The organism is uncultured Bacteroides sp., assembly GCF_902491285.1.
Lineage (GTDB): Bacteria > Bacteroidota > Bacteroidia > Bacteroidales > Bacteroidaceae > Bacteroides.
The window spans coordinates 90,866-117,423 of sequence record NZ_CABUHK010000005.1 but is presented as its reverse complement, the minus strand read 5'-3'; the positions used below and the strand labels follow the sequence as shown (position 1 = coordinate 117,423).

At 46.5% G+C, this 26,558-nt stretch carries 18 protein-coding genes and 1 pseudogene; 16 read left to right on the top strand and 3 right to left on the bottom strand.

Features of this window, described 5'->3' with window-relative positions:
- From RDN93_RS02540 to RDN93_RS02495, 10 genes are all read left to right on the top strand, one after another.
- Nucleotides 1-1,157, top strand: a 1,157-nt coding sequence (locus tag RDN93_RS02540; protein ID WP_308744082.1) for a TonB-dependent receptor, incomplete at its 5' end; no start/stop codon positions are given.
- Between the two features lie 4 nt (nucleotides 1,158-1,161).
- Entirely contained in the window at nucleotides 1,162-2,301 is a 1,140-nt protein-coding gene (locus RDN93_RS02535) for an ABC transporter substrate-binding protein (RefSeq protein WP_005834096.1), read from the top strand.
- Nucleotides 2,302-3,282 carry an iron ABC transporter permease gene (locus RDN93_RS02530; protein WP_005834094.1) on the top strand — a complete coding sequence of 327 codons (981 nt, stop codon included), beginning with the start codon at nucleotides 2,302-2,304 and terminating at the stop codon, nucleotides 3,280-3,282.
- On the top strand, nucleotides 3,279-4,034 hold the full coding sequence (locus RDN93_RS02525) for an ABC transporter ATP-binding protein (protein WP_005834092.1): 756 nt from the start codon (nucleotides 3,279-3,281) through the stop codon (nucleotides 4,032-4,034). Before RDN93_RS02530 ends, RDN93_RS02525 begins: the two co-directional genes overlap by 4 nt.
- A 24-nt stretch (nucleotides 4,035-4,058) precedes the next feature.
- Nucleotides 4,059-6,386, top strand: a complete 2,328-nt coding sequence (locus tag RDN93_RS02520) for a hybrid sensor histidine kinase/response regulator (protein ID WP_005834090.1) — start codon at nucleotides 4,059-4,061, stop codon at nucleotides 6,384-6,386.
- Nucleotides 6,361-7,674 carry a sigma-54 dependent transcriptional regulator gene (locus RDN93_RS02515; RefSeq protein WP_005834088.1) on the top strand — a complete coding sequence of 438 codons (1,314 nt, stop codon included), beginning with the start codon at nucleotides 6,361-6,363 and terminating at the stop codon, nucleotides 7,672-7,674. The genes RDN93_RS02520 and RDN93_RS02515 overlap by 26 nt, the downstream gene beginning before the upstream one ends.
- 314 nt (nucleotides 7,675-7,988) lie before the next feature.
- Nucleotides 7,989-8,405 (top strand): hypothetical protein, encoded by a 417-nt coding sequence (locus RDN93_RS02510; RefSeq protein ID WP_137569094.1) that lies wholly within the window; start codon nucleotides 7,989-7,991, stop codon nucleotides 8,403-8,405.
- Nucleotides 8,406-8,620: 215 nt separating this feature from the next.
- Entirely contained in the window at nucleotides 8,621-8,941 is a 321-nt protein-coding gene (locus RDN93_RS02505; RefSeq protein WP_005834085.1) for a helix-turn-helix domain-containing protein, read from the top strand.
- Nucleotides 8,942-8,963: 22 nt separating this feature from the next.
- Nucleotides 8,964-9,257 (top strand): helix-turn-helix domain-containing protein, encoded by a 294-nt coding sequence (locus RDN93_RS02500; RefSeq protein ID WP_005834084.1) that lies wholly within the window; start codon nucleotides 8,964-8,966, stop codon nucleotides 9,255-9,257.
- On the top strand, nucleotides 9,254-9,568 hold the full coding sequence (locus RDN93_RS02495) for a helix-turn-helix domain-containing protein (protein WP_005834083.1): 315 nt from the start codon (nucleotides 9,254-9,256) through the stop codon (nucleotides 9,566-9,568). Before RDN93_RS02500 ends, RDN93_RS02495 begins: the two co-directional genes overlap by 4 nt.
- A gap of 84 nt (nucleotides 9,569-9,652) precedes the next feature.
- Here the strand turns inward: RDN93_RS02495 and RDN93_RS02490 are convergent, their stop codons facing one another.
- A complete protein-coding gene (locus RDN93_RS02490; RefSeq protein WP_005834082.1) occupies nucleotides 9,653-10,954 on the bottom strand; it encodes a site-specific integrase in 1,302 nt (433 codons plus the stop codon).
- A 30-nt stretch (nucleotides 10,955-10,984) separates the two neighbouring features.
- Nucleotides 10,985-12,208, bottom strand: a complete 1,224-nt coding sequence (locus tag RDN93_RS02485) for a site-specific integrase (protein ID WP_308744080.1) — start codon at nucleotides 12,206-12,208, stop codon at nucleotides 10,985-10,987.
- A 598-nt stretch (nucleotides 12,209-12,806) separates the two neighbouring features.
- On the opposite strand from RDN93_RS02485, the gene RDN93_RS02480 reads away from it, so the two are divergent.
- The 4 genes from RDN93_RS02480 to lgt all read left to right on the top strand — a co-directional run bounded on the left by RDN93_RS02480 (nucleotide 12,807) and on the right by lgt (nucleotide 19,365).
- On the top strand, nucleotides 12,807-16,247 hold the full coding sequence (locus RDN93_RS02480; protein WP_308744079.1) for a bifunctional proline dehydrogenase/L-glutamate gamma-semialdehyde dehydrogenase: 3,441 nt from the start codon (nucleotides 12,807-12,809) through the stop codon (nucleotides 16,245-16,247).
- A gap of 171 nt (nucleotides 16,248-16,418) precedes the next feature.
- The gene (gene ychF, locus RDN93_RS02475; RefSeq protein WP_308744078.1) at nucleotides 16,419-17,522 is read left to right on the top strand and encodes a redox-regulated ATPase YchF; all 1,104 of its coding nucleotides are present in this window, start codon (nucleotides 16,419-16,421) and stop codon (nucleotides 17,520-17,522) included.
- 47 nt (nucleotides 17,523-17,569) lie between these two features.
- Nucleotides 17,570-18,487, top strand: coding sequence for a ketopantoate reductase family protein (locus RDN93_RS02470; protein ID WP_308744077.1), 918 nt, complete (start codon nucleotides 17,570-17,572; stop codon nucleotides 18,485-18,487).
- 17 nt (nucleotides 18,488-18,504) lie between these two features.
- Nucleotides 18,505-19,365, top strand: a complete 861-nt coding sequence (gene lgt, locus RDN93_RS02465) for a prolipoprotein diacylglyceryl transferase (protein WP_308744076.1) — start codon at nucleotides 18,505-18,507, stop codon at nucleotides 19,363-19,365.
- Nucleotides 19,366-19,665: 300 nt separating this feature from the next.
- Here lgt and mutS read toward each other — a convergent pair whose 3' ends face one another.
- Entirely contained in the window at nucleotides 19,666-22,254 is a 2,589-nt protein-coding gene (mutS, locus tag RDN93_RS02460; protein WP_308744084.1) for a DNA mismatch repair protein MutS, read from the bottom strand.
- Between the two features lie 698 nt (nucleotides 22,255-22,952).
- Between mutS and RDN93_RS02455 the strand changes: the two are divergent.
- A pseudogene (locus RDN93_RS02455) lies at nucleotides 22,953-23,926 on the top strand (IS982 family transposase).
- A gap of 442 nt (nucleotides 23,927-24,368) precedes the next feature.
- The gene (locus RDN93_RS02450) at nucleotides 24,369-26,543 is read left to right on the top strand and encodes a hypothetical protein (protein ID WP_308744075.1); all 2,175 of its coding nucleotides are present in this window, start codon (nucleotides 24,369-24,371) and stop codon (nucleotides 26,541-26,543) included.
- The last annotated feature ends 15 nt before the right edge of the window (nucleotides 26,544-26,558 follow it).

Here is a 26,558-nt window from a genome sequence, read left to right as displayed (position 1 = left end):
GCGGTTACATACACACATGGATGGCCTACGACTACAAGCGTGAGGTCGCACCTGATAACTGGGCGTCGATGACCCGTTCCCGCAGCAAGGTAAATACGTTCTACGGGCAAGCTGAAGGTGAATACAGTCCGACAAAACGTTGGTTTTTCACCGCTAACGTATCGGCTCACCAGCATTTGGTACGCAGTGAGGACAAGAATATCATCTTGCAGGACGGAGGCAAAGCCATCGTGGGCTATGACAAAGGACGCGTGGAACTTTCAGGCTCCGTATCTGCCAAGTGGCAACCGATAGACCGGCTTGGCATGTCGGTTGTGTTGCGAGAAGAAATGTACGGTTTCGAGTGGGCTCCGCTTATACCGGCTTTTTTTATTGACGGCATCATTTCTCCGAAAGGGAATGTGATGCTCAAAGCTTCTGTTTCACGCAATTACCGTTTCCCGACGCTGAATGACCTCTATTTCCTGCCCGGTGGCAATCCCAATCTGAGAAACGAGCATGGTTTCAGCTACGATGCAGGTGTAAGTTTCGAGGTCGGCAAAGAAAATGTCTATAAGTTGAACGGCGGCGTGAACTGGTTCGATTCCTACATCGACGACTGGATTATCTGGCTGCCCACCACCAAAGGATTCTTTTCGCCCCGCAACGTGAAGAAGGTACACGCCTACGGCATCGAGGTCAAGGCGAACCTGGCCGTGCAGCCGGCAAAGGATTGGCTCATTGACCTGAACGGTTCCTATTCGTGGACACCCTCTATCAACGAGGGCGAGAAAATGTCACCTGCTGACCAGTCGGTGGGCAAACAGTTACCCTACGTGCCGGAGCATTCCGCCTCGCTGACAGGACGGTTGTCGTGGCGGTCGTGGGCGTTCCTTTACAAGTGGACGTTCTACTCGGAGCGTTTCACCATGTCGAGCAACGACTACACATTGACAGGACACCTGCCCGAATATTTCATGAGCAACGTCTCCTTGGAGAAAAACCTCTTTTTCAAACCGGTGGACGTGCAATTGAAATTCGCTGTCAACAACCTTTTCAATGAAGATTACCTCTCGGTACTCTCGCGCCCCATGCCCGGCATCAACTTCGAGCTGTTCATCGGTATCACCCCGAAGTTCGGGAAAAACAAGAAAAAGTCCGTAAACACAAATTTGTAACGATATGAAAGCATTGAAAAATCTGAGCCTGATATTGCTGCTTGTACTGACATTCACAGGCTGCCATGATAAGAGTTCCAAACTTGCCGATTTCAACCGAGCGGTCTATACACCCGAATACGCTTCGGAGTTTGACATAAAAGGTGCAGACGGTAAAAAGAGCGTATTGGTTACCGTCACGAACCCTTGGCAGGGAGCTGACAGCATTACCACATACCTGTTCATCGCCCGTGACGGAGAAAGCGTACCCGAAGATTTCACAGGTCAGGTGCTCGGAAAAGATGCCGAACACATCATCTGCATGTCCTCTACCCATATCGCCATGCTCGATGCTATTGACGAAGACCGTTGCGTCGTTGGCGTATCGGGTATCGACTACATTTCCAATCCCGATATTCAGGCTCGTCGTGACAGCGTCGGCGACGTGGGCTACGAAGGGAACATCAATTACGAACTGCTGCTCTCGCTCGACCCCGACCTCGTGCTGCTTTACGGCGTGAACGGCGCGAGCTCGATGGAGGGAAAACTGAAAGAACTGAACATCCCGTTCATGTATGTTGGCGATTACCTGGAAGAGTCTCCGTTGGGCAAGGCCGAATGGCTGGTGGCATTAGCGGAGGTTACAGGGAAACGGACAGAGGGAGAGAAAGTGTTTGCCGATATCCCGGTTCGCTATAACGCTTTGAAAAAGCGAGTAACCGATGCAGCCATCGATGCCCCTTCAGTGATGCTCAACACGCCTTACGGCGACAATTGGTTCATGCCCTCGACCGAAAGCTATGTCGCCCGGTTGATCAAAGATGCCGGAGGCGATTACATCTACAAGAAGAACACGGGAAACGCTTCTGCGCCCATCGACCTCGAAGAGGCGTATCTGCTGGCCTCGCAAGTCGATATGTGGCTGCATGTGGGTATGGCGAACACGCTCGACGAACTGCGAGCCGCCTGCCCGAAGTTCACCGACACCCGGTGCTTCCGCAACGGATACGTCTATAACAACAACGCCCGCACGAATGCCGCCGGCGGCAACGACTACTACGAGTCGGCCGTGGTGAATCCCGACCTCGTGCTACGAGACCTCGTAAAGATATTCCACCCCGAACTGGTCGCAGAAGATTTCGTCTATTACAAGCAATTGAAATAAATGCGCTCCCGTTCCGTCCTATTATTTACCGCACTGGTTGCCCTCACCCTCTTCCTGTTTCTGCTGGATTTGGCGGTGGGGGCTGTCGCCGTGCCGCTCGGCGATGTTTGGGCGGCCCTGACGGGTGGCGATTGTCCGCGAGCGACGGCGAAAATCATACTGAATATCCGACTGATTAAGGCGGTGGTCGCGTTGCTGGCCGGAGCCGCCCTGTCGGTCAGCGGTCTTCAGATGCAGACCCTCTTCCGCAATCCCCTTGCCGGGCCTTACGTGCTCGGCATCAGTTCGGGCGCGAGCCTCGGCGTGGCACTCGTCGTACTTGCCGGTGTCGGCTCGTCGATAGGCATCGCTGGGGCGGCATGGCTCGGAGCGGCAATCGTGTTGGTTGTCATCGCCGCCGTCGGACACCGCATCAAGGATATCATGGTAATTCTGATTCTCGGCATGATGTTCTCGTCGGGAATCGGTGCGGTCGTCCAAATATTGCAGTATGTTGCCAACGATGAATCCTTGAAAATGTTCGTCGTCTGGACGATGGGGTCGCTCGGCGATGTGACCCTCAACCAGCTTACAGTGCTTATCCCGTCGATTGTCACCGGACTGTTGTTGGCGGTGGTGACGATCAAGCCGCTCAACCTGCTGCTGTTCGGCGAGGAGTATGCCGTGACGATGGGGCTGAACGTCCGTCGCTCACGCGGACTGCTGTTCCTCTCCACGACGTTGCTAGCCGGCACTGTGACCGCCTTTTGCGGTCCGATAGGTTTCATCGGGCTGGCCATGCCCCACGTCACGCGGATGCTGTTCCGCAACAGTGACCATCGGGTGCTCGTGCCGGGAACCGTTCTTTCGGGTGCTTCCGTGCTGCTGCTTTGCGACCTCGTTTCCAAACTGTTCACCCTGCCGATCAACGCCATCACCGCATTGCTGGGAATCCCCATTGTGGTGTGGGTGGTCTTGCGCAACAAATCCGTTACAGCATGATAGAGTTACACGATTTTTCCATAGGCTACGGCGAGCGAACTTTGCTCTGCGAGGTGGAAACCACCATAGAAAAAGGCAAACTGACAGCCCTTATCGGGCGCAACGGCACGGGCAAATCGACGCTGCTCCGCGCCATCGCCGGACTGAACCGCCGTTATGCCGGTCGAATCCTGCTCGACGGGCATAACGCCGCCGATATGCGGGTTGCAGAGAGGGCAAGAACACTGGCATTCGTCACGACCGAGCGCACTCGCATCGCCAACCTCAAATGCGAGGACGTCGTGGCTATCGGCCGCGCACCCTATACCAATTGGATAGGAAGGATGCAGAAGGCCGACACGGAGATCGTTATGCGGTCGCTCGCCTCGGTAGGCATGGAGGACTATGCGGAACGCACGATGGACAGGATGTCGGACGGCGAGTGCCAGCGCATCATGATTGCCCGCGCATTGGCACAGTCCACACCCATCATCCTGCTGGACGAGCCTACCTCGTTCCTCGACATGCCCAACCGTTACGAACTCTGTTCGCTGCTCGCCCGGCTGGCCCATAACGAAGGAAAGTGCATCCTGTTTTCCACCCACGAACTCGACATAGCCCTCTCCCTGAGCGACAGAATAGCCCTCATAGACACCCCCGGACTTCATTGTATGCCAACAGAGGAGATGCGCCGGAGCGGTTATATCGAACGGCTGTTCAGCAACCAAGCCATGCGGTTCGACCCGCTGAGCGGAATCGTAAAGGCTCAATAGTATATAATAAAGACTCAAAAGCTAATGAAATTACTATTGCAGCATAAGATATTCATAGGATATTTTCTTCTAATGGCGATTATCGGTAGTATGGTCGCCATCGTTTTACACGAGCGTAAACGTGTGGCGGAGATAGAGCAGGAGTCGATAACCATATTCCAGACACAAAGCAATATCAGCACTACCCATCGCCATATCACCGTGCTTGCTACTTTCGGGGAATCCGTCATGACGTGGACAGATAAAGATTGTGAGTTATACCGTACACGTCGTCTGAAGGCGGATTCCCTGCTGCAAATTTTACGTGAACAATGCAAGGAATTTGTACGTCCGGAACAAGTGGATTCCCTCCGTTCCCTACTGCTCAACAAAGAGGAACATCTGTTGCGGATGAAAGAGATTTTCCGGCAACAAAAACAAATCGACAGCCTGCTGGCCGGCCAATATTCACTTGTCACATCACAAGCAAATACCTCCCGTACTGTCACCCGCAAGAAAAAAGGGATAGCCGGATTATTCGGAGGCAAGGAAACCGTACAATTGCCATCCGCTAATACCAAAGTGAGAGCACGGGGGAACGAGCTTATTTCCTTGCAGGAAGAACGCAGAAGAAACATCGAGACCTATACGGACAGTCTGCGGTTGCATAACCGTGAACTCAACGGTAAGTTGCGCACGTTAATCACAAGCCTGGATGAGCAGGCATTGTCCGCCCTCCGGAACAAAGAAGTCCGTTTGAAGGATTCATACGAGCATTCCACCCTTGTAATAACCGGCCTGATAATCTTCTCCATAATCCTGTTGTTTGTCTTGTATCTTATCATACAACGGGATATCAAGATTAAGGCAAGGAACAGGAAACGCCTGGAAGAAACGATAGAACAGAACTATGCGTTGCTGGAAATGCGGAAGAATATTATCCTGACCATTTCCCATGACATCCGCGCCCCGCTGAACATCATCAGCGGGAGTGCCGAACTGGCTATGGATACTCGTGAAAAGAAACGCAGGAACAATCACATGAACAACATCCGAATTGTATGTAAACACGTGGTACACTTGCTCAACAACCTGCTGGACGTGTACCGTCTGAACGAGGCCAAAGAAACCCGCAACGATGTGCCGTTCAGCCTTAAAGACTTGTTGGAACGTACCGTTTTCGGATTCTCCCACGTGGTCAATAACAAGGGAATCCTGTTCTGTCACGATTTCAAGGATACCGATGTCAAACTTTACGGCGATGTGGACCGTATCGAGCAGATTATAGACAACCTGCTCAGCAATGCAGTCAAATTCACGGAAGCCGGTACAATCAGTCTGAATGCCTGTTATCATGAAGGAGAGCTGCTGTTAGAAGTCAAAGATACCGGTATTGGTATGAGTGAGGAGACGCTCTCCCGTATCTTCCGTCCGTTCGAACGTTTGAGTTCAGTGGCCAACGCCCATGGATTCGGATTGGGGCTGCCAATCACGAAAGGACTTGTCAACCTGCTTGGCGGAACCATCAATGTGACAAGCAGTATAGACCAAGGCAGTACTTTCCGCGTGACACTTCCCATGAAGATGACGGATGAACCGATAGAAAGCGAGAACCGGATAATCCCACACCCGGTGCACCTGCCCCAAAATGTACTTGTCATTGATGATGACACCATGTTGCTGGATGTGATAAAGGAGATGCTGGAGCGTAACGGAATGAACTGTACAACCTGTGCCACCTCCAAAGAGGTCGTAAAGGCAATGCGGGGCAAGGATTATGACTTGCTGCTGTCCGACATCCAAATGCCGGGCACCAACGGCTTCGATCTGCTGACTCTGTTGCGGAACTCAAATATCGGGAACTCCCGTACCATACCTGTTGTGGCCATGACAGCACGCGGTGACAGTGACAAGGAGGCATTTCTCCATGCCGGATTTACAGACTATATCTACAAGCCTTTCTCTTCCTCCGAGTTGCTCAGCCTGCTTTCAACGATAAGAAGAAACCGGCAGGAAGAGACCCATAGCGTCGATTTCAGTCTGATACTCTCTGAAGTCAGCGACAAATCAAAAACGCTTCTTTCCTTTATATCCCAGTCAGAAAAAGACCGGGAGGAACTCGGTACGGCAATGAAAAACGGTGACAGGCAGAAATTGCGTGAAATCACCCACCGGATGCAACCGATGTGGGAATTACTGCAAATGGAAGAAGCCTTGTCGGCTTATCGCGCTTTACTGAAAAACGAGACTATAAACGATAAGATATTGAATGAACATACCCGGCAGATTATGGATTACGCCGCCATACTGATTAAAGTGGCGGAAGCCGAGATAAAAAGAGTGACGAATGAAACGGAAAATACTGATAGTTGAAGACAATGTAGGTCTGTCACAGATGCAGAAAGACTGGCTCTCACAGGCCGGTTATGATGCCGTGACGGCCATGAACGAGACGATAGCACGCTCGTTGATACGCAGAACGCAGTTCGACCTGATATTGTCGGATGTGCGGTTACCTGAAGGGGACGGCATTTCCCTGCTGGAATGGTTGCGCAAGGAAAGGAAGGACATCCCGTTCATCCTGACCACGGAATATGTTTCCGTTTCGGATGTGGTGCGTACCATCAAGCTCGGAGCCAGGGATTACCTGCCCAAACCGGTACACCGGGAGCATCTGCTGGAGTTGGCGGAAGATGTGTTCCGCCCGGTGGCTACGGTGCGCAGGAAAGAGAAGGAGCTGTTTCACCGAACAAGCCCCAGGATTCTGCAAGCGGAAAAGTTTGCCAGGCTGGTTGCTCCGTCCGATATGTCGGTAATGATTCTCGGTGCCAACGGAACCGGCAAAGAATCGATAGCACAAACCATCCATAACAACAGCGAACGCTGGAATATGCCGTTCGTCGCGATAAACTGCGGGGCGTTACCGCGTGAACTGGCCGCCTCGCTCTTCTTCGGGCACGAGAAAGGGTCGTTTACCGGTGCCGACAGCGCCAAGACCGGATATTTCGACATGGCGAAAGGCGGCACGCTGTTTCTGGACGAAATAGGGACGATGTCCTACGAGATACAGTCCTTGCTCCTGCGGGTATTGCAGGAGAATACCTATGCTCCGGTAGGCGGCAGGGAACGGACAGCCGATGTGCGGATAATTGCCGCCACGAACGAGGATATGCAACTGGCCATCCGGGAGGGACGTTTCAGGGAAGACCTCTACCACCGGCTGAACGAGTTCGAGATTCGGCAGCCGTCGTTGGCAGAGTGTCCGGAAGACATCCTGCCGCTGGCCGAATTTTTCCGTGAACGTCATTCCAAAGAACTGAAACGGGAAACGCAAGGCTTTACGGACGATGCCAGGCGCAGGATGCTCGCCTATCACTGGCCGGGCAACGTGCGGGAGTTGCAGAACCGAATCAAACGTGCCGTACTGGTCACGGAAACGCCGATGCTGAATATGGAAGCGTTGGATATGGAAATCCGTCCATGCGTAAATGACGATGCCCCTTCACGTACCGTCCTGCCCCTGAGAGATGAATCGATGGAGAAAGAGAGCATTATCAATGCTCTGAAGGTTTGCAACGGACACCGGGAACAAGCCGCGGCGATGCTGAATATCAATCCGGCAACGCTGTACCGGAAAATGAAGAAATACGGGCTGAAGTGAAATTGATAACTGTAATTAATGGAAATATCGCTGAATATATGTAATTTTGCAATTAAATAGAGAAAAATCGGCTTACTGTCAATAGGGCAGTTGCCGACGATATATAACATAAGACCGCAAGGCGTTTCTAATGGGAATCTGGTAAATTAACATTAACAGGAACTATTGCGTGATTGCTTATGCTATGCCTACGCATAGCGTGCATTCACCTATTCCTGTTAAGGCATTCCAGAGCCTCCATTAGAAGTAGCGTGTTTGCACGCTTCTTTTTTTTGACGGCTTCCGGTTGAGAGTAAAATTAAAAACCGGGGTATATGCCAAAAATCCAAGCAGTAACGGCTATGACACTGGACGGCTTTCTGCCGGATGCCGCCGATATGTCGATGCGATGGGTAATGAACCACAGGAAAGGTTTTGCCCATTGGCGGGAACGCTGTGACGCAAGGATTTTACCCCATTCCATTTTGGACCTGCTTTGCGAAAAAGACGGCAAAGGCAATACCTTTACCTATTTGGCCGAAGTTTCCGATTCCGAATCGTTGGAACTGCTCCGAGGGCTTTCCCTTTACAACCTCGTGGACGAACTGATCGTTTACCTGCTTCCCATTTCCTCCGGCGGGGGAACTTCCATACAAAACATTCTTCCTACTCTGCAATGGCGGTTGCATGAAGCCACTACCTTTTCCAACGGTATCTGCCGGTTGATTTATCGCAACCCTCGCAAGATGTAACTTGCACATTGCGGGAATCCTTGCATTTTGCAAGACCGTTTTTTCATTTCAACTTTCCTCTGATAATTTTTATTTCGCTGTATTTCAGCGGAATGCCTGTGTTATTCCGTGAAATGCAGGGTCATTGGTATGCCATTAGCCCTATATCATAGTATAACCTGTTGCGCGACAAGGTGTAATCAGTCATTATTTACACTCAAAAGACAGATCATATTATGATACAGATAGACCGTGAGACGTTCCAGATGATGCTTCACCAAATCATGGAACGGTTCGACAAGATTGAAGACAAGCTGAGCCGCATGAACCGGCAGACCTCTGCCCTTGACGGCGACAAGCTGCTGGATAACCAGGACATGTGCGAGTTGCTCGGTATCACGAAACGTACCCTTGCACGGTACCGCCAGAAAAAACTCGTGACTTACTACATGATAGACGGGCGTACCTATTACAAATCATCCGAGGTCAAGGAATTTCTGAACCGGAAAGGCAGGCTCTCCCTCGCGGAAATGGAGCGAAACAGAATCAATGTTTAACAAATTAAAATGAAGAATTGCAATGGAAATTATCAGTATGGACATCCGGACTTTCGACGCGCTCATGACGCGTGTGAAAACCATCGAGGAAAAGGCCGACATACTATGTAAACGGCAGGAAGACCTCGGCTTGAAAAAATGGCTGGACAACCAGGAGGTATGCGACATTCTTGGCATATCGAAGCGTACCCTACAGGAGTACCGGGCCAAAGGATTACTGCCTTTCGGCAGGATCAAGAACAAGCTGTTCTACAAGCCTGAAGACGTGGAGAAAGTATTACAGTCGTATTATCATGCTAATTCAAAGAAACTATGAACCATTATTTCATTGACAAGCAAGACCCGCGTGTAGCCGACCTTCTCCGCCGTCTGGAGAATACCGGCAGGGCACTGAAGAAAATGGAACCGAACTGTCAACGCTCGTTCAACGGCGAACGTTTCATGAATGATGTGGAACTGGCAAAACTCCTGCGTATCAGCCGCCGCACCTTGCAGGAATACCGGTCATTGCGCATCCTGCCTTACTACCTGATACAAGGCAAGGTGCTGTACAAGGAATCGGAAATTCAGCAACTGCTGGAAGAGGCGCATAGAAAGTGCCTTGACGAACAACAGAAATGGTTATGATCTGAGCAAGCGGTTCCAACGGAACAGTACGAGAGGAACAGCCCGATAATACGGATTGTTCCTCTCATTTTTATTGCCGCTTGTTTACACAGTCTTTCTTTTCCGCTTGGGCTTGGCGATAACTTCTTCTTCGTAGAGGTTTACCGGCCGTTTTGCCGACATTTCACGTAATGCTTTCGTGTCCTCGTCCACTTTCCGGCTTTTCACCTCAGCATATATCTGGGTAGTCGTGATGCTGGTATGTCCCATCATGCGGCTCACGGTTTCTATCGGAATACCCAACGAGAGCGTGATATGCGTTCCGAAATTATGCCTCGCCTTGTGGAAAGTCATGTAGAATCCGTATTGTTTTCCGACCTCTTTCGTGAGTTTAATCAAATATCCGCGACAATACACGTTGAAAATCTTGTCGCTCCGACGTTCCGGCTTGTACTTCTCTATAATCCGCAAGGGAATATCCAACAATCGGATATAAGAGGCGACATCCGTTTTTTTTCGCCGGATACGAATCCACTGACTTCCGTCCTCCTTCTGTATGATATCCTTTTCCGACAAGCGTTTCAGGTCGGCATAAGCCAGACCCGTGAACGTCGAAAAAATGAACCAGTCACGGACACGTTGCAGGTTGGGTTTATCGAGTTGTGTCGCCATCAGTTTCGTCAGGTCCTCGTATTTCAGATGGCGGCTTTTGCGCTTCGGAAGTGCCGGATGCAGTTCATCGTAAGGGTCGCGGCGTAATGTTCCCTGGCTCACCGCTCGTTTGGTCATCTTTTTCAAGCGGTACAAGTGTTCATGCACGGTTTTCTGCTGCATACCGCAATTGCTTCGCAGGTACAACTCGAAATCATCATAAAAATCCTGGTCGAGACTTTTCAGGGTGACATCTTCCGTTTTCTTTTTATCCCGTATAAACTCATGCAAGTGTCTGTAGGAACGGGTATAGCTTTCGTAACTCCCTTCCTCCCGGTCCACGCCGATTCTTTTCTTGAACTCCTCGTTATGTTCCGTAAACAGTGCCAGTAAGGTCAGTTTTTTCTCACCGATACCCAGCATGGCATTCTTGATCAATTCCGCTGTAACGAAACCCAGACTGTTTTTGATACGCTTGTAATGTCCACGGATCTGTTTGTCCAGGTCGACTATGGCGCGGTTCACGGTAATGGCATTTTCGCTTCTGCCGTCGGCACGTCCTGTTTCCGGATTCCACAGGGCGGGATTTACGGCTACCTTGATGCCTATTTGTTCCCATTTGGCATCGACACTTACCTTGCACAACAGCTGGCATGTTCCATCTTTGCGTACCTTTGTGCGGTTGATATAGAACAGGATGGCAAACGTGCTGCGGTGCTTTATCTCTTTATTCCGAATGTTGTTATTTACGTTCATGGCTGATAAGTTTAATATTAGACATACAGGTTAAATGGCAACCGAGAACCGCTCGGCAATCTTGGCATCGAGCATACGGGTGTCGTTCTCTACTTTATCATCGGTCACATGGGCATAAATCTGGGTGGTGCTTATCCGTTCATGCCCCAATATCTTGCTCACGGTTTCAAGCGGGACTCCGTTCGACAGAAGTACGGTCGTCGCGCTGGTATGGCGGGCCTGATGGAATACGAGTCGTTGCTTGATACCGCACAGGTCTGCGATGGTTTTCAGCGCGTTATTCAATTCGCTGTTGCTGTACATCGGCAGCAGTTTTCCTTCCGGTGCGGCATCCCTGTACTTTTCAAGGATATAGAGCGGAATATCCAGTAAGGGGACCTCATAGCTGATTTTTGTTTTCTTGCGGGAGGTCTTAATCCACAATGTGCCGTCCTCGACAGCCACGAGGTCTTCATCCGACAAGCGGCACATATCCCCGTATGGAATGCCGGTAAAGCAGGAAAAGAGAAACAGATCACGGATATGGTAGAGTTTCCTGTTATGGAGCGGTGTCGACATGATGCGTTCCAGTTCATGCTCCGTGAGATACTTTATTTCCCTTGCCGGTCGTTCCGCCTCATAGCCTGCAAACGGATTGGACGTCAGGATACCTGCCGACTTCGCTTTCCGGATAACCGTCATCAGCTGTGTGGTCAGCAGCAGAATAGTTCCCGCACTCAGTTGGCAGTCCGTCCGCAGGTATAGATCATATTTGTCTATGAAAGACCTGTCCAATGCCGTGAAGGGAATGTCCGAAAGGTTGTATTCCTTGTTGAGAAACTGCATGAGTTGGCCACAAGCATACTTGTAGGATGTGGCCGTGCTTTCCTCACGATTGATTCCGACTTTTTTCTCGAATTTCTTTATGAAACTGAGGAAGAACGCCACCAAAGTTTCCTGCCCGTAAGCCATGCCCAAAAGGATACATTTCACCTCCTCGGCTGATACTTTCTCCCGAAGGGCAAACAAGTCCTGATAGATGGAGAGTGCCGAAGCGCGTATCTCGTCCAACTGCTGGTTGATTTCCCTTGACCTTGCGCTCTTCCCCGTGGCACGACCGGAAAGCCATGCCGATTCCGGAGCCGTCATCTTCATGCTGAAGGCCGCCTCGGAATACTTGCCTACATTCAACCTGCCCATAATCGGGCACTCTCCCTGCTCGTCCGCTTCGCTCTTTTTCAGGTAGAACGAAACCCTTACATCTTCTTGATTCATAGCTCTATACTTTTAATTGCAAAATTAACCGGTATAGAGTTACCTGTCAGCATGAAAAATATGGCAGAACATAGAAACAGCCCCTTGAAACAGAAAACAATAGGCATATTTTACCGATATACGGAAAATTCTGCGTATCTTTATTCTCTCAAACAAGGGTTCTTTGAGATGGCAGAGGCGAAATCAGAGTAGTTTCACGTTTCATTTTCGATGTCGTTCGACACTAAAAAAGGCAACGGATAGGTAGCAAAATTACCTCACAACTCCTCAATATCCCGCTTTTTTGGAAAAAGGAAGAATACAGTCATTCAACACCCAATTCCTTTAGTCTCCAACCACTTACTTTATTCCGCCAAAATCTGCCTGAATCTCACGAATTCTTTTTATCTTTGTGAGAAGTGTAAGCCTTTCGTTTCTAATAACTTAAAAAAACGACGAATATGAAACAACAGTATCTGTTCGACCGCTTCTCGCAGCAAGCGTTGCAAACCCTGCATCGCTACCGTGCTGTTATGTTCAGCCCCACCTTCCGTGATATGTAAATTGCAATTTGAGATTCTTTTCTTCATTTTCCACCATCTACATAGAACAAATTCTTATGGACAAACAATTTCAACCGACCCTCACTGAAGTACAGGATTGGGTACTCAAACTATATCAGACTTGTGAAGATACCATTACTGAAGCCGAACGCCGGGAACAGCATAAATACGCCGTTATGGTGCAGCGCCCGCAGGACAAGAAGTTCCTGGTCAAGATGCTCGATGAATCTTCACAAATCCGTGACCGGAGAATACTCGCCAAACGCATCAAGACTCTTCTCGACCAATACGGCGTACCCGAATTTCTGAATAAACGGGATGCTTTCCTCTTCAAAATGTATCAGGCATTCGGCTATCATTTCGACTTTATCGCTATCCCGATTATCAAAAAGCGTTTGCGCATGGATACCTCGCAAGTCATCATCAATGAGGAACGTCCGCAACTCACAAAGCATCTCGCTACCCGTGCACAAGAGAAAATCGGGCAGAACGTAAATCTGCTGGGTGAAGTAGTGCTTGGTAACGGGGAAGCCGACCATCGTTACCACCATTATTTAGAAGCGCTGGAATCACCCGATATTAATTATATCTCTGTGAAAATATCGGGAATATACGCTCAGACCCATGCCCTGAATTATGAGGAAAGTTTTCCTGAACTCGTCTCGCGAATGTCTGCGCTTTATCAGAAGGCTATTGATTTTCCGTATATAGACGAAACCGGAGCAAAACAATCCAAATTCATCAATTTGGACATGGAAGAATACAAAGACGCGCATTTCACATTGCGTCTTTTCAAGACTGTGCTTAGTTTGCCACAGTTTAAGAATTACTCTGCGGGAATCGTTGTTCAGGCTTATCTGCCGGATGCCCATGATTTCCAGACGGAATTGCTGGAATTTGCCAAAGCCCGCATAGCGGAAGGCGGTGCTCCTATCAAGATGCGCCTTGTAAAAGGCTGTAACCTTGAGATGGAAACGGTTATTTCTTCCCTAAGAGGTTGGCCGAATCCGATTCTCCCTTCCAAGACGGAAGTGGACGCCAACTATCTGCACCTGTTGGAACGGGCATTGATGCCCGAAAATGCCAAGGCATTGCATCTTGGCGTAGCTTCTCATAATCTGTTCTCTATCGCTTACGCTTATTTGTTAGCTCAGAAGTACGGCACAGCCGAATATATGACATTTGAAATGCTGGAAGGAATGGCCAATCATCTATGGCGTGCCCAGTCTATGCTTGGCAATCGGGTAATTCTCTATACCCCGGTAGTCAAGAACGAGCATTTCCTGAATGCAGTTTCTTATCTTGTCCGCCGGATGGATGAAAACACGGCACCTGACAACTTCCTGACTCACTCTTTCAATCTGAAACCGAATACGAAAGAATGGGATTTCCTTGCGAAACAGTTTGAAGATGCGTATGCGATGAAAGATACTATTACTCATGTATCGCCACGTATTCAGAATCGTAATCTTCCTTATACTCCCGTCGCACCGCCGGATATGATGAAGAATGAACCGGATACGGATTTCGATTTGTCACAGAATCAGGAATGGGTACGTCGTATCTTCGCCAAATGGAAGAAAAACGGGACGGAAGAACCGGAAATTATTCCGTTACAGATAGGTGCGGAAACGGTAGTATGTGAAAGCCGTTATAAATACCTCGACCGTTGTCAGAATGATGAAGTCTGTATCTGTGAAATGTCGCAGGCGGACAGCGCACAAGTGGAAAAGATTATCGGGATTGCAGAAGCAGACCCTGCCGGGTGGAGAAAGACTACTCTGGAAGAACGCCATCGGATTATGTACGAAGCATCCAACCGGTTGGCTGACATGAGGGGCGACCTGATAGGTTGTATGTGTGCCGTGACGGGTAAAACGGTGATTGAGGGTGATGTAGAAGTTTCGGAAGCGGTAGATTATGCCCGTTTCTATACGACGGCGATGAAGAAGTTTGCCGTATTGGATGATATAGAGATGAAGCCGAAGGGAACGATATTGGTTATTTCTCCCTGGAATTTCCCTTGCGCTATCCCCGTAGGTGGTATAGTAGCGGGATTGGCAGGCGGAAATACGGTTATCCTGAAACCTGCTACTGTGGCAGCTCCGGTTGCCTGGATGTTTGCCAAGGCATTTTGGGACGCAGGAGTGCCCAAAGAAGCATTACAGGTCATCATTACCAATCGGGAAGCACTGAAAGTACTGACTACTGCTCCCGCCATCAAGCATATTATCCTGACCGGCGGCACAGATACCGCCCAAAATATTGCAAAGACCAATCCGATAATTCCGCTATCAGCGGAAACAGGTGGTAAAAACGTCATTATCCTCACGGCATCGGGTGACCGCGACCATGCTATCATGAATATCGTCACTTCTGCCTTCGGCAATGCCGGACAGAAATGTTCCGCCTGCTCGCTGTTACTGGTAGAACGTTCAGTCTACGAAGACGAGAACTTCCAAAGCAAACTGAAAGATGCGGCAACAAGTCTGAAAACAGGCAGTGTCTGGAATGCCGGGAATATGGTAGGTCCGATGATTACCAATAAGAATGACAAGCTGCTGCAAGCCTTTAATCTCGAACCGGGAGAGTCGTGGCTGGTTCCACCCCGCTTTATAGACGAGAAAGAATATATGCTGACTCCCACTGTCAAATGGGGAGTAAAGCCGCAAAACTTCTCTTTCCGCACGGAGTTATTCGGCCCGCTACTAAGTGTCGCTTGCATTGAGAATCTCGAAGAAGGTATTCAATTAGTCAATAGCCTGGATTACGGATTAACTTCAGGATTACAGAGTCTTGACGAAGCCGAGCAGAAACGGTGGAAGAACTCCGTAATGGCAGGAAACCTGTATATCAACCGGGGAATCACGGGAGCAATCGTCAACCGCCAGCCATTCGGCGGAATGAAACTGTCTGCTTTTGGCGGCGGTATCAAAGCGGGTGGGCCTAATTATTGTACTTGTTTTGTGGAAATCACCGATAAACCGGACAGCAAGACTGATTATATAGATAGTTATGCTGATGTTTATGAGGAAGAGTTTTTTGAACCAAGGGATGTTAATCAGCTATACGGAGAACAGAATGTCTTCCGTTACCTGCCTTTGAAAAATATGATTCTGCGCCTTTTCCCTGAAAATTCAGATGAAGAAGTCGATATGATTACATATGCCGCAGAAATCTGTCAAACACCTCTCACTATCAGTTTCGACCCGGCAGACGACCGCAGCGCCAAACTTGCCGGACTAGGCTGTACGCTTCGAAAAGAATCATTGGACGACTTCCTGAAAGTAATGCCGGAATACGAAAGAGTACGGACTTGCTCGCCGAATATCCCCAAAATCATGTACGAACGGGCTGCCGAAGCCAATAAATATATTGCGACAGCACCGCCGGTCAAGCAGGGACGTATCGAACTGATACACTATATCAAGGAACAAAGCATCTCTTTCGAGTACCACCGATACGGTAGTATTTCCGAGGTACCACCTTGTGAGTAATGAAATGAATACTTTTTCCCCTTATTCTTTCGGCTTAACTTTCCAATCGGAAGTAGTCGGGAATAAGGGGAAAAGACAGAAAGTGAACCAAGTTTCCTTTATTAGTTCAAAAATGATTATCTTTGCAAACTAAAATGAGCAACTTGGTAACAAAAGTAATAATAGATTAATATGGCATTGCAATGTGGTATTGTAGGACTACCGAACGTGGGTAAGTCGACACTTTTCAACTGTTTGTCGAACGCGAAAGCACAGGCGGCAAATTTCCCTTTCTGTACAATTGAACCGAATGTAGGTGTAATCACCGTCCCCGACGAACGTCTGAATGCACTGGCAGAGTTAGTGCATCCCCAACGAATTGTCCCTACAACCGTAGAAATCGTAGATATCGCCGGACTGGTAAAAGGCGCAAGCAAAGGTGAAGGACTGGGAAACAAGTTCCTTGCCAATATCCGTGAGACAGACGCAATTATTCACGTACTCCGTTGCTTTGACGATGAAAACGTGACGCATGTAGACGGAAGTGTAAATCCTGTCCGCGACAAAGAAATCATCGACTACGAACTTCAGTTGAAAGACCTGGAAACCATCGAAAGCCGTATTCAGAAAGTACAGAAACAGGCACAGACAGGTGGCGACAAGGCCGCCAAACAGGCTTATGACGTACTGGTGCGATATAAAGACGCTCTGGAACAAGGGAAATCGGCGCGTACCGTTACTTTCGAGACGAAAGACGAACAGAAGATTGCCCGTGAATTGTTCCTGCTGACCAGCAAACCTGTGATGTATGTCTGCAACGTAGACGAGGCAAGTGCGGTAAACGGCAACAAATATGTAGATATGGTACGTGAAGCTGTAAAAGACGAGGATGCCCAAATCCTGATTGTCGCAGCCAAGACAGAAGCGGACATCGCCGAACTGGAAACGTATGAAGACCGCCAGATGTTCCTTGCCGAAGTGGGTCTGGAAGAGTCGGGCGTAGCACGTCTTATCAAATCGGCTTATAAGTTACTGAACCTTGAGACTTACTTCACAGCCGGCGTACAGGAAGTACGTGCCTGGACTTACGAGAAAGGTTGGAAAGCTCCGCAATGCGCAGGTGTTATCCATACCGATTTTGAGAAAGGGTTCATCCGTGCGGAAGTTATCAAATACGAAGATTATATCCAATACGGCTCGGAAGCAGCCGTGAAGGAAGCCGGAAAAATGGGTGTGGAAGGAAAAGAATATATCGTGCAGGATGGCGACATCATGCATTTCCGTTTCAACGTGTGATTATCAATAACCACCGACGACTTATTAATTACTAATTCGCTAACAATATGAAATATCTCATTGCAGGAACGGGAGGTGTAGGCGGCAGTATCGCAGGATTCTTGTCGCTGGCAGGCAAAGATGTAACTTGTATTGCCCGTGGAGCTCATTTGCAGTCGATTCAAACGAACGGTTTGAAACTGAAGTCGGATTTGAAGGGCGAACATACGCTCCGGATTCCGGCTACTACCGCTGAAGAATTTAACGGGAAAGCAGATGTGATATTTGTATGTGTGAAAGGTTATTCGGTCGATTCTATCGTAGACCTGATAAAGAGGGCTGCACACAAAGACACAGTTATCATCCCTATTCTAAATGTGTACGGTACAGGGCCGCGCATACAAAAGCTGGTTCCGGAAGTCACCGTTCTCGACGGATGCATCTATATCGTAGGTTTTGTTTCCGGCACAGGAGAAATCACTCAAATGGGAAAGATATTCCGGCTGGTATATGGCGCCCATCGCGGCACGGCTGTAAAACCCGGATTGCTGGAAGCCATACAGCAGGATTTGCTGGAATCAGGTATAAAGGCAGACCTGTCACCGGACATCAACCGGGATACGTTCATCAAATGGTCGTTCATCTCCGCAATGGCTGTAACAGGCGCTTATTACGACGTTCCGATGGGAGAAGTACAGAAACCGGGAAAGGTACGGGATACATTTATCGGACTTTCTACGGAAAGCGCCGCTTTAGGAAAGAAGCTGGGAGTTGAATTTCCGGAAGACCCCGTCGGCTACAATTTGAAAGTCATCGACAAGCTTGACCCTGAAAGTACCGCTTCCATGCAGAAAGACCTGGCACGCGGACACGACTCGGAGATACAAGGACTGCTCTTCGACATGATTGCGGCAGCCGAAGAACAAGGAATAGATATACCGACCTACCGGATGGTTGCGGAGAAATTCAAAGAATTTAATCATTAACATTAATCCAATATAGAATGAATACCATGCTATTATCCATCAACTGGAACCCGAATCCCGAACTATTCAACCTGTTCGGCATTTCTATCCGTTATTACGGATTACTGTGGGCAGTAGGAATATTCTTTGCTTATGTGATTGTTCACTACCAGTACCGGGATAAAAAGATAGAGGAGAAGAAGTTTGACCCGCTTTTCTTTTACTGTTTCTTTGGTATTCTGATCGGTGCACGTCTGGGACACTGCCTGTTCTATGACCCGGGATATTACCTGTCCCACTTCTGGGAAATGATTCTTCCCATCAAATTCTTGCCGGACGGAAACTGGAAATTTACCGGATACGAAGGACTTGCCAGCCACGGCGGTACATTAGGACTGATAATCGCTCTTTGGCTGTATTGCCGCAAGACAAAACTTCATTATATGGACGTGCTGGATATGATTGCCGTAGCTACTCCCATCACGGCTTGTTTCATCCGCCTTGCCAACCTGATGAACTCCGAAATCATCGGTAAACCGTCCAATGTGCCCTGGGCATTCGTTTTCGAACGTGTGAAAGAATATGGAGCAAACGGTGAAATACTTCCGGCAATTCCCCGCCATCCGGGACAACTTTACGAAGCCATTGCTTATCTTATCCTGTTCTTCATCATGATTTACCTGTATAAGAATTACAGCAAGAAACTACACCGCGGCTTCTTCTTCGGACTCTGCCTGACTTACATCTTTGTTTTCCGCTTCTTCATCGAATTCCTGAAAGAAAACCAGGAAGATTTCGAAAACAGCATGATGCTCAATATGGGACAATGGTTAAGCGTTCCGTTTATAATAATAGGTGTCTATTTCATGTTCTTCTATAATAAGAAGAAAATAGCCTAAAGCAAAAAAGAGGAATTAGTGGTTTAAACATCACTAATCCCTCTTTTTTATCATTTACTTCTTTTTATCGCTTTCAGCACCTTTTTCTCGGTACTATCCAATTTACGTTGCACTTTTTTCACGTCCTCATCAGGAAGCAGTCAGATAACATGCATAACGGGTCAGCATCATATCATCGATTGCTTTTTCCGCACCTTCGTATTCGGAAACAGCCTTTTCAAACGGGCGAAATAAGGCTAAAATTTCATTTCATCTTTATATAATTAGGAGCTCTGTTTCTACGAAAGCTTATCGTTTGTTTTATTTTCCCCTGACTATCTTCTTTATATCATTCAGTTTATTCAACGCTTCAATAGGAGTGAGATTATTCACATCAAGATTCAATATCTCATCGCGAATCTGACAGAGAATCGGGTCATCCAACTGGAAGAAACTCAACTGCATACCACCACGGTTCTCGCTCACTTCCGCCAGTGGTTTGCCTGCTATTCCCTGTTGGCGATTATCGGATTCAAGTTGCTTTAATATCTCATTCGCACGCTTTACAATACTCTTCGGCATACCTGCCATCTTTGCCACATGGATACCGAAAGAGTGCTCACTGCCGCCACGTTCCAGTTTACGAAGGAAGATTACCTTGTTATCCACCTCTTTCACTGATACATTATAATTCTTGATACGCTTGAAAGATTTCTCCATCTCATTCAGTTCATGATAATGCGTGGCAAATAATGTACGCGCTTTCGCTTTCGAATGCTCATGGATATATTCCACAATCGCCCAGGCAATAGAGATACCGTCATACGTAGATGTACCGCGTCCCAATTCGTCAAACAGCACCAGGCTTCGGGAAGAAACATTGTTCAGAATATCCGCTGCTTCGTTCATCTCCACCATGAAAGTAGATTCACCTACGGAAATGTTATCACTCGCTCCCACACGGGTAAATATCTTATCTACCAGTCCGATATGCGCACTTTCCGCAGGGACGAACGAGCCGATTTGTGCCAGCAGCGTAATCAATGCCGTCTGACGCAAAAGCGCTGACTTACCCGCCATATTGGGACCGGTTATAATGATAATCTGCTGTGTAGTACTGTCCAGCATTACGTCATTGGCAATATACTTCTCGCCTATCGGAAGCTGCTTCTCAATCACCGGGTGACGTCCCTGGCGAATATCCAATACATCATTATCCTCAATAACCGGACGAATATAACGATTCTCACGAGCCACATTGGCGAATGACAACAAGCAATCCAGACGGGCAATCTGATTCGCGTTAATCTGTATCTGAGGAATAAATTCCATCAACGCCTGTACTAAATCCGTATATAGCTGCGTTTCCAGAACCAGAATCTTATCTTCCGCTCCGAGAATCTTTTCTTCGTATTCCTTCAACTCCTGCGTGATATAACGCTCAGCGTTGACCAGTGTCTGTTTACGAATCCATTCGGGTGGAACCTTATCCTTATGTACATTACGGACTTCAATATAATAACCGAATACGTTATTATAAGCCACTTTCAAACTCGGGATACCCGTCCTTTCGCTCTCACGCTGCTGTATCTGAAGCAGATAATCCTTTCCCGAATACGAAATCCGGCGCAGCTCGTCCAAATTCTCATTCACACCATCCTGAATGACTCCCCCCTTGTTGACAGCCAACGGCGGATCGTTCTTAATCTCCTTGGCAATCCGGTCGCGAATAGTGACACAAAGATTCAACTGCTCTCCTATCTGGTTCAAGCTTGCGTTATCGGCCTGCAAACACGCCAGCTTTATCGGCTCGATAGCCTGCAAAGCCACCTTTAGCTGCACCACCTCACGAGGTGATACACGCCCGACAGCCACTTTGGAGATGATACGCTCCAAATCCCCTATCAGATGCAACTGTTCTTCAATCAGTCCTTTAAAATCCGGCTGACGGAAGAAATACTCTACTACATTCAACCGCTCGTCAATCGGTTTCTTATCCTTCAAAGGAAAGACCATCCAGCGTTTCAGCAGACGTGCCCCCATCGGGCTGATCGTCCGGTCGATGACATTGAGCAAACTGCTTCCGCCATCATTCATATTGCCAATCAACTCAAGGCTGCGCACCGTAAACTTATCCAGGCGGACGTATTTGTCCTCCTCAATACGGGCCAGCGAAGTGATATGCCCAATCTGTGTATGCTGTGTCATCGTCAGATATTGCAGGATAGCACCGGAAGCGATGATGCCATTCTTCAAATGCTCCACTCCGAAACCTTTCAGGTTCTTCGTTTCAAAATGTTTCAGCAACTTCTCACGGGCAGTAGTCTCCGTAAACACCCAATCGTCCAATTCGAAGGTAAAGAATTTGTTGCCGAAATTTCCCTCAAACATCAGGCGCTTGCCCCGCTCGAAAAGAATTTCTTTCGGAGCGAAGTTATTCAGCAGTTTGTCCACATAGTCAAAAGGCCCTTCTGCAGTAAGAAACTCACCGGTAGATATATCAAGAAAGGCAACTCCACAGGAAGCTTTGCCGAAATGAACGGCAGCCAGGAAGTTATTCTCCTTATAGTTCAGTACATTATCATTGATGGAAACACCCGGAGTCACCAATTCGGTAATCCCCCGTTTCACCAACTTCTTGGTCATTTTGGGGTCTTCCAACTGGTCGCAGATAGCGACACGTTTTCCGGCACGAACCAGTTTCGGGAGATATGTATCGAGAGCATGATGCGGGAATCCCGCCATCTCAATAGTTTTTCCTTTTCCGTTGGCACGTTTTGTCAGTGTGATTCCTAGAATTTCGGATGCGATGATGGCATCCGTAGAATATGTTTCATAAAAGTCGCCGCAACGAAACAGCATCACTGCATCCGGATGTTGTGCTTTCAAATCCAGAAACTGTTTCATCATCGGGGTGAGGACGATTTCTTCTTCGTTCACGGTTCTCTCCTTTTCTTTTTTATTGAATATATACTGTGATTATCGGAACAAAGATAATGGTTTTCCGGCAGAGAATCAACGGTACTCCCCGATTCTATTCTCAAAATAAGTGTTGCATACTTTTAAAAAGAAACGGCGTTTTTCTTAACAAACAGGATAAAACTATTAAAACGTGTTATAAAACATACTATTTTTCTTGGATAATTTGCTAATTCCCCAATAGTCCGTATCTTTGCAATGTGTTTTTCATAGTATTAGATTTAAGGTTAACAAAGGTTGGAGCAAGGCGTTGCTCCTTTTTTTATGCCTGTACGTTACCGCCCTTTTCTTGACCAATGAACAACACCTAATTTTATACCTCAATATTACTAACAATTTTTTAGCTTCTCTTTAGATTTGGTGATATCTTTTTAATCTATTTCCTTCAATTCATACTTAAAAGATAGAGAATAAAATCAGTAGTGCACTTATCAGAAGAATCATATTAAGTTTGCGAAAAATATACCAACAGAAAAAGAAGGAAGTCAAGGAACATAATGAAAACGGGGGTAAAATACAGAGAACTTCACAAACGAATTAGTAGAGGAAACTGTAAATAAACTTATAAGAGATATTTCTATAAACTCGTATCTATTACCCATTGGCGGAATTAAATTGATAAAAGATTTATGTATAAAAAGTTGTGCATATTGTTGATATTTAGTAAATTAAAGGTGACCAAACTTTTAATAGACAAATATCTTATGCACAACCTATATGCAATATTCGCAAAATTTCTGAACATATGCAAGCAAGTAGCCGGTAATTTAGTCAATGAATCAGGGAATGTGCCAAGAAGAGGAGTAGTTCCTAGATTCTCAGACATTGAAATAGTGGCATTAAATATGGCATCAGAAGCTGTTGGTATTGACAGTGAGTCATTGTTGTTGGCAAAGCTACAGGAATACAAGATTGAAATTCCCAATCTTATATCCCGCAGACAATACAATGACAGACGTAAAATCACTTCATCCCTATGCAATACAATCCGGGAAAGAATGGCCGCAGAAATGGATGGAGGCGAAAATTGTTTCTGCATTAACTCGAAGCCGATAGAAGTATGTCGTTTTTCCCGTTCCAAGCGTTGCTGTATGGGGAAGAAGGATTTTGAGAAAGCACCGTCAATCGGATACTGTGCATCACAAGGAGTGTATTATTACGGATATAAACTCCATGCAGTCTGTGGATTAAGTGGAGTCATCCATTCCTTTGACCTCACCAAGGCAAGTGTGCATGACATTCATTATCTGAAGGATGTGAAGGTGGACTATAGTAATTGTACAGTCATAGGGGACAGAGGATATATAAGTGCTCAGGTACAATTGGATTTGTTTGAAACGGCCAATATCAGACTGGAAGTACCATATAGGTGTAATCAGAAAGAGTGGAAACCGACATTTCCGGTTTTTGCTAAAGCGAGAAAAAAAATTGAAACCCTATTCTCGCAATTGTGTGACCAGTTTATGATTATAAGGATTTATGCGAAAGATACAGACGGATGTTTGCCCGGATTGTCGGAAAGATTAGCGCACTTACAATCCTGCAATATATTAACTATAAAAATGAGAGACCCATTGGCAGAGTCAAATATGCGCTAATTTAATTCCGCCAACGGGTATCTATTATATTTTTTACAAGTTCTCTAATGAATTACCCCTCATACTCTTTCTCTTCAAATACCCTTATACAACTCAATAAACATTGCTATTTTTCTCCTCATCGAACAGCCGTTAATGTGCCAATACACTCATATTCTTAGTATAATTTACAGATAATCTTACCTAAATAATAATCGTATAAAAAAATAATTGAACAGTGAGAAATCGAAAAAATGTCTTCTAAATAAATCTAGTTTATCTGATAATTTATTAAATTTGCTTCTAAACAGCTTGTAAACGTTAATGTATTTTTACAAACATTGTATACAAAGCGATACATATATCTATCCAAAGATCACAACTTTGGATTATTCTACAACTATATGAGTGATTAATAATATATACATATATACGCTATCAGCTTGTTAAATAAAAATGGTTCTAGACATGAAGAATATTTTTGGAATAATCTATCTGTTATTAGGAATATTAGAAATTACAGCACAACCTTCCGCTTACATAAATGTGTGGAAACAAGCTCCTTTACACATCCCTAATGAATCTTCTACCGATGCCCCGCTTATGGGCAATGGTGACATAGGAATGTGTATCGGTTTTGAAAAAGGATTACTTCGTTATTACTTAACAAAAAATGATTTCTGGCGTTTACAATCAAAAGCAGAACATCTTTCAGGGCCCAGAGTAGGTGGATATATGGACCTAAAAATCAAGGGCTTTGAAAATGCGGATTTTGAAGCAGAGCAAACTTTGGACAACGGCGCCACAAAATGTACTATAAAACAAGGAACAAGCCAATGCCAAGCTTATTCTTGGGTTGCAGCCACACAAAATATGATTGTTACCACATTAACAGCTTCCGGAGAAGGTCCATTAGAAATTGTATTGACATTGAATGCGCCTTACAATAAAGTCGCACAAGTAGAAAAAGGAGTCATTGGAGAAATCAGATACATGACAAGAGCTTTCATCAAAGATACGGATATTTCTACTCAAATAGCATTTGCGTTAAAGACCAGCAATAACAATAATAATGAAAATATTATATTAAACTCAGGAGAGTCTCTCACCCTTTTTCTTGCTGTAGAAAGCAAGTTTAAAAAGAACAATCCTTTAAAGCATGTACTAAAAAAAGTCGGTAAAATGAATACCTTTCACTCAAACCGTCTGTGGAAAGAACATAACCTTTGGTGGCAATCCTATTGGAATAAGTCTTCTTTCACATTAGATGACAAAGTGCTAATGAAGGCATACTATCAGGGATTATATACTATGGGAGCTTGCAGCCGGGATAAAATGTTCCCTCCTGCGCTTTTTGGCTGGGTAACTACCGACAAACCCAGTTGGAACGGAGATTATCACCTGAATTATAATTTTTATGCTCCCTTTTATGGATTATACAGTGCCAACCGTATTGAACAAGCCAGCGGCCAAGAAACCCCTTTACTTGATTTTATGGAAAGAGGACACTGGTATGCCCAACAAGTAACCGGCACACGAGGCATTCTTTATCCCGTAGGGATTGGGCCGATAGGGATCGAAGTAACCAGAGATTTTCCTGTCATGCAAGATAACGGCTACACTTTACCTGAAGATGTAGAATCTGGTGGATTGTTTTATAGACAGCGCTCTCACGCTCTCTTTGGTACAGTCAACATGATACAACATTGGCGACACACATACGACTTGACATACGGCAAAAGAATTTACCCGTATCTATTGGCCATTGCCGATTTCTGGGAAGATTTCTTAGTGTTCGAAAACGGACAATATCAAATTTACAACGATGCAGATAGTGAGAAATCCGGATTCTGTAAAAATCCGGGAATGTCCATCGCTTTGTTGAAAAACGCATTAGATGCAACCATTGATTTAAGCAAGACACTCGGCAGAGATGCAGACAGGCGGGATAAATGGAAGGATATCATTAACCGCTTGAGACCTTTGCCAACCTGGAAACGTCATGGAAAATACTTTTTACGCGGTGCCGAAGAAAATGAAAAAGGGCAACAAATATATGGTATCAGCTTTTCTATGATATATCCTGCTAACGGAGTTACATGTGATAGTGATTCTTTGCTACTTACTGCAGGGGTAAATACAATCGATGCTATTCAGCAATGGCAACATCATAATTCTACCAGCAGTTTCTATCCTGCCGCCATCAGAATGGGTTATAATGTAGAAAAGGTCTGGCATGAACTTCATAAATACGCACTTCACACCTACCCGAACGGCTTCCAATTGGATAACCCACATGGAATAGAAAATAGCTGCACAGTAGCCAACACTTTACATGAAATGTCTTGTATGAGTGTAGGAAACAAAATACGCCTGTTTTCTGTTTGGCCCAAAGGAGTAGATGCCTCTTTCAATAAAATAAGAACATGGGGAGCATTTCTCGTTTCAGCTGGTTTAAAACAGGAAACGGTATATGATGTTTCTATTTTCAGTGAAAAAGGGAAGACTTGTACGATTGTCAATCCGTGGAAAGAAAAGACTGTGTTATTAATACGTGACGGAAAACCAGGTGAGAAACTTGCAGGTAAGGAACTGACATTTTCCACTTCTGTCGGTGAAAGTATTCGGTTAATACCCCAATGATAAGATTAGATTATT

Coding starts and splice junctions, on each gene's coding strand:
- RDN93_RS02535 (WP_005834096.1), top strand. CDS start 1,162: ATGAAAGCATTGAAAAATCTGAGCCTGATATTGCTGCTTGTACTGACA.
- RDN93_RS02530 (WP_005834094.1), top strand. CDS start 2,302: ATGCGCTCCCGTTCCGTCCTATTATTTACCGCACTGGTTGCCCTCACC.
- RDN93_RS02525 (WP_005834092.1), top strand. CDS start 3,279: ATGATAGAGTTACACGATTTTTCCATAGGCTACGGCGAGCGAACTTTG.
- RDN93_RS02520 (WP_005834090.1), top strand. CDS start 4,059: ATGAAATTACTATTGCAGCATAAGATATTCATAGGATATTTTCTTCTA.
- RDN93_RS02515 (WP_005834088.1), top strand. CDS start 6,361: ATGAAACGGAAAATACTGATAGTTGAAGACAATGTAGGTCTGTCACAG.
- RDN93_RS02510 (WP_137569094.1), top strand. CDS start 7,989: ATGCCAAAAATCCAAGCAGTAACGGCTATGACACTGGACGGCTTTCTG.
- RDN93_RS02505 (WP_005834085.1), top strand. CDS start 8,621: ATGATACAGATAGACCGTGAGACGTTCCAGATGATGCTTCACCAAATC.
- RDN93_RS02500 (WP_005834084.1), top strand. CDS start 8,964: ATGGAAATTATCAGTATGGACATCCGGACTTTCGACGCGCTCATGACG.
- RDN93_RS02495 (WP_005834083.1), top strand. CDS start 9,254: ATGAACCATTATTTCATTGACAAGCAAGACCCGCGTGTAGCCGACCTT.
- RDN93_RS02490 (WP_005834082.1), bottom strand. CDS start 10,954: ATGAACGTAAATAACAACATTCGGAATAAAGAGATAAAGCACCGCAGC.
- RDN93_RS02485 (WP_308744080.1), bottom strand. CDS start 12,208: ATGAATCAAGAAGATGTAAGGGTTTCGTTCTACCTGAAAAAGAGCGAA.
- RDN93_RS02480 (WP_308744079.1), top strand. CDS start 12,807: ATGGACAAACAATTTCAACCGACCCTCACTGAAGTACAGGATTGGGTA.
- ychF (WP_308744078.1), top strand. CDS start 16,419: ATGGCATTGCAATGTGGTATTGTAGGACTACCGAACGTGGGTAAGTCG.
- RDN93_RS02470 (WP_308744077.1), top strand. CDS start 17,570: ATGAAATATCTCATTGCAGGAACGGGAGGTGTAGGCGGCAGTATCGCA.
- lgt (WP_308744076.1), top strand. CDS start 18,505: ATGAATACCATGCTATTATCCATCAACTGGAACCCGAATCCCGAACTA.
- mutS (WP_308744084.1), bottom strand. CDS start 22,254: ATGATGAAACAGTTTCTGGATTTGAAAGCACAACATCCGGATGCAGTG.
- RDN93_RS02450 (WP_308744075.1), top strand. CDS start 24,369: ATGAAGAATATTTTTGGAATAATCTATCTGTTATTAGGAATATTAGAA.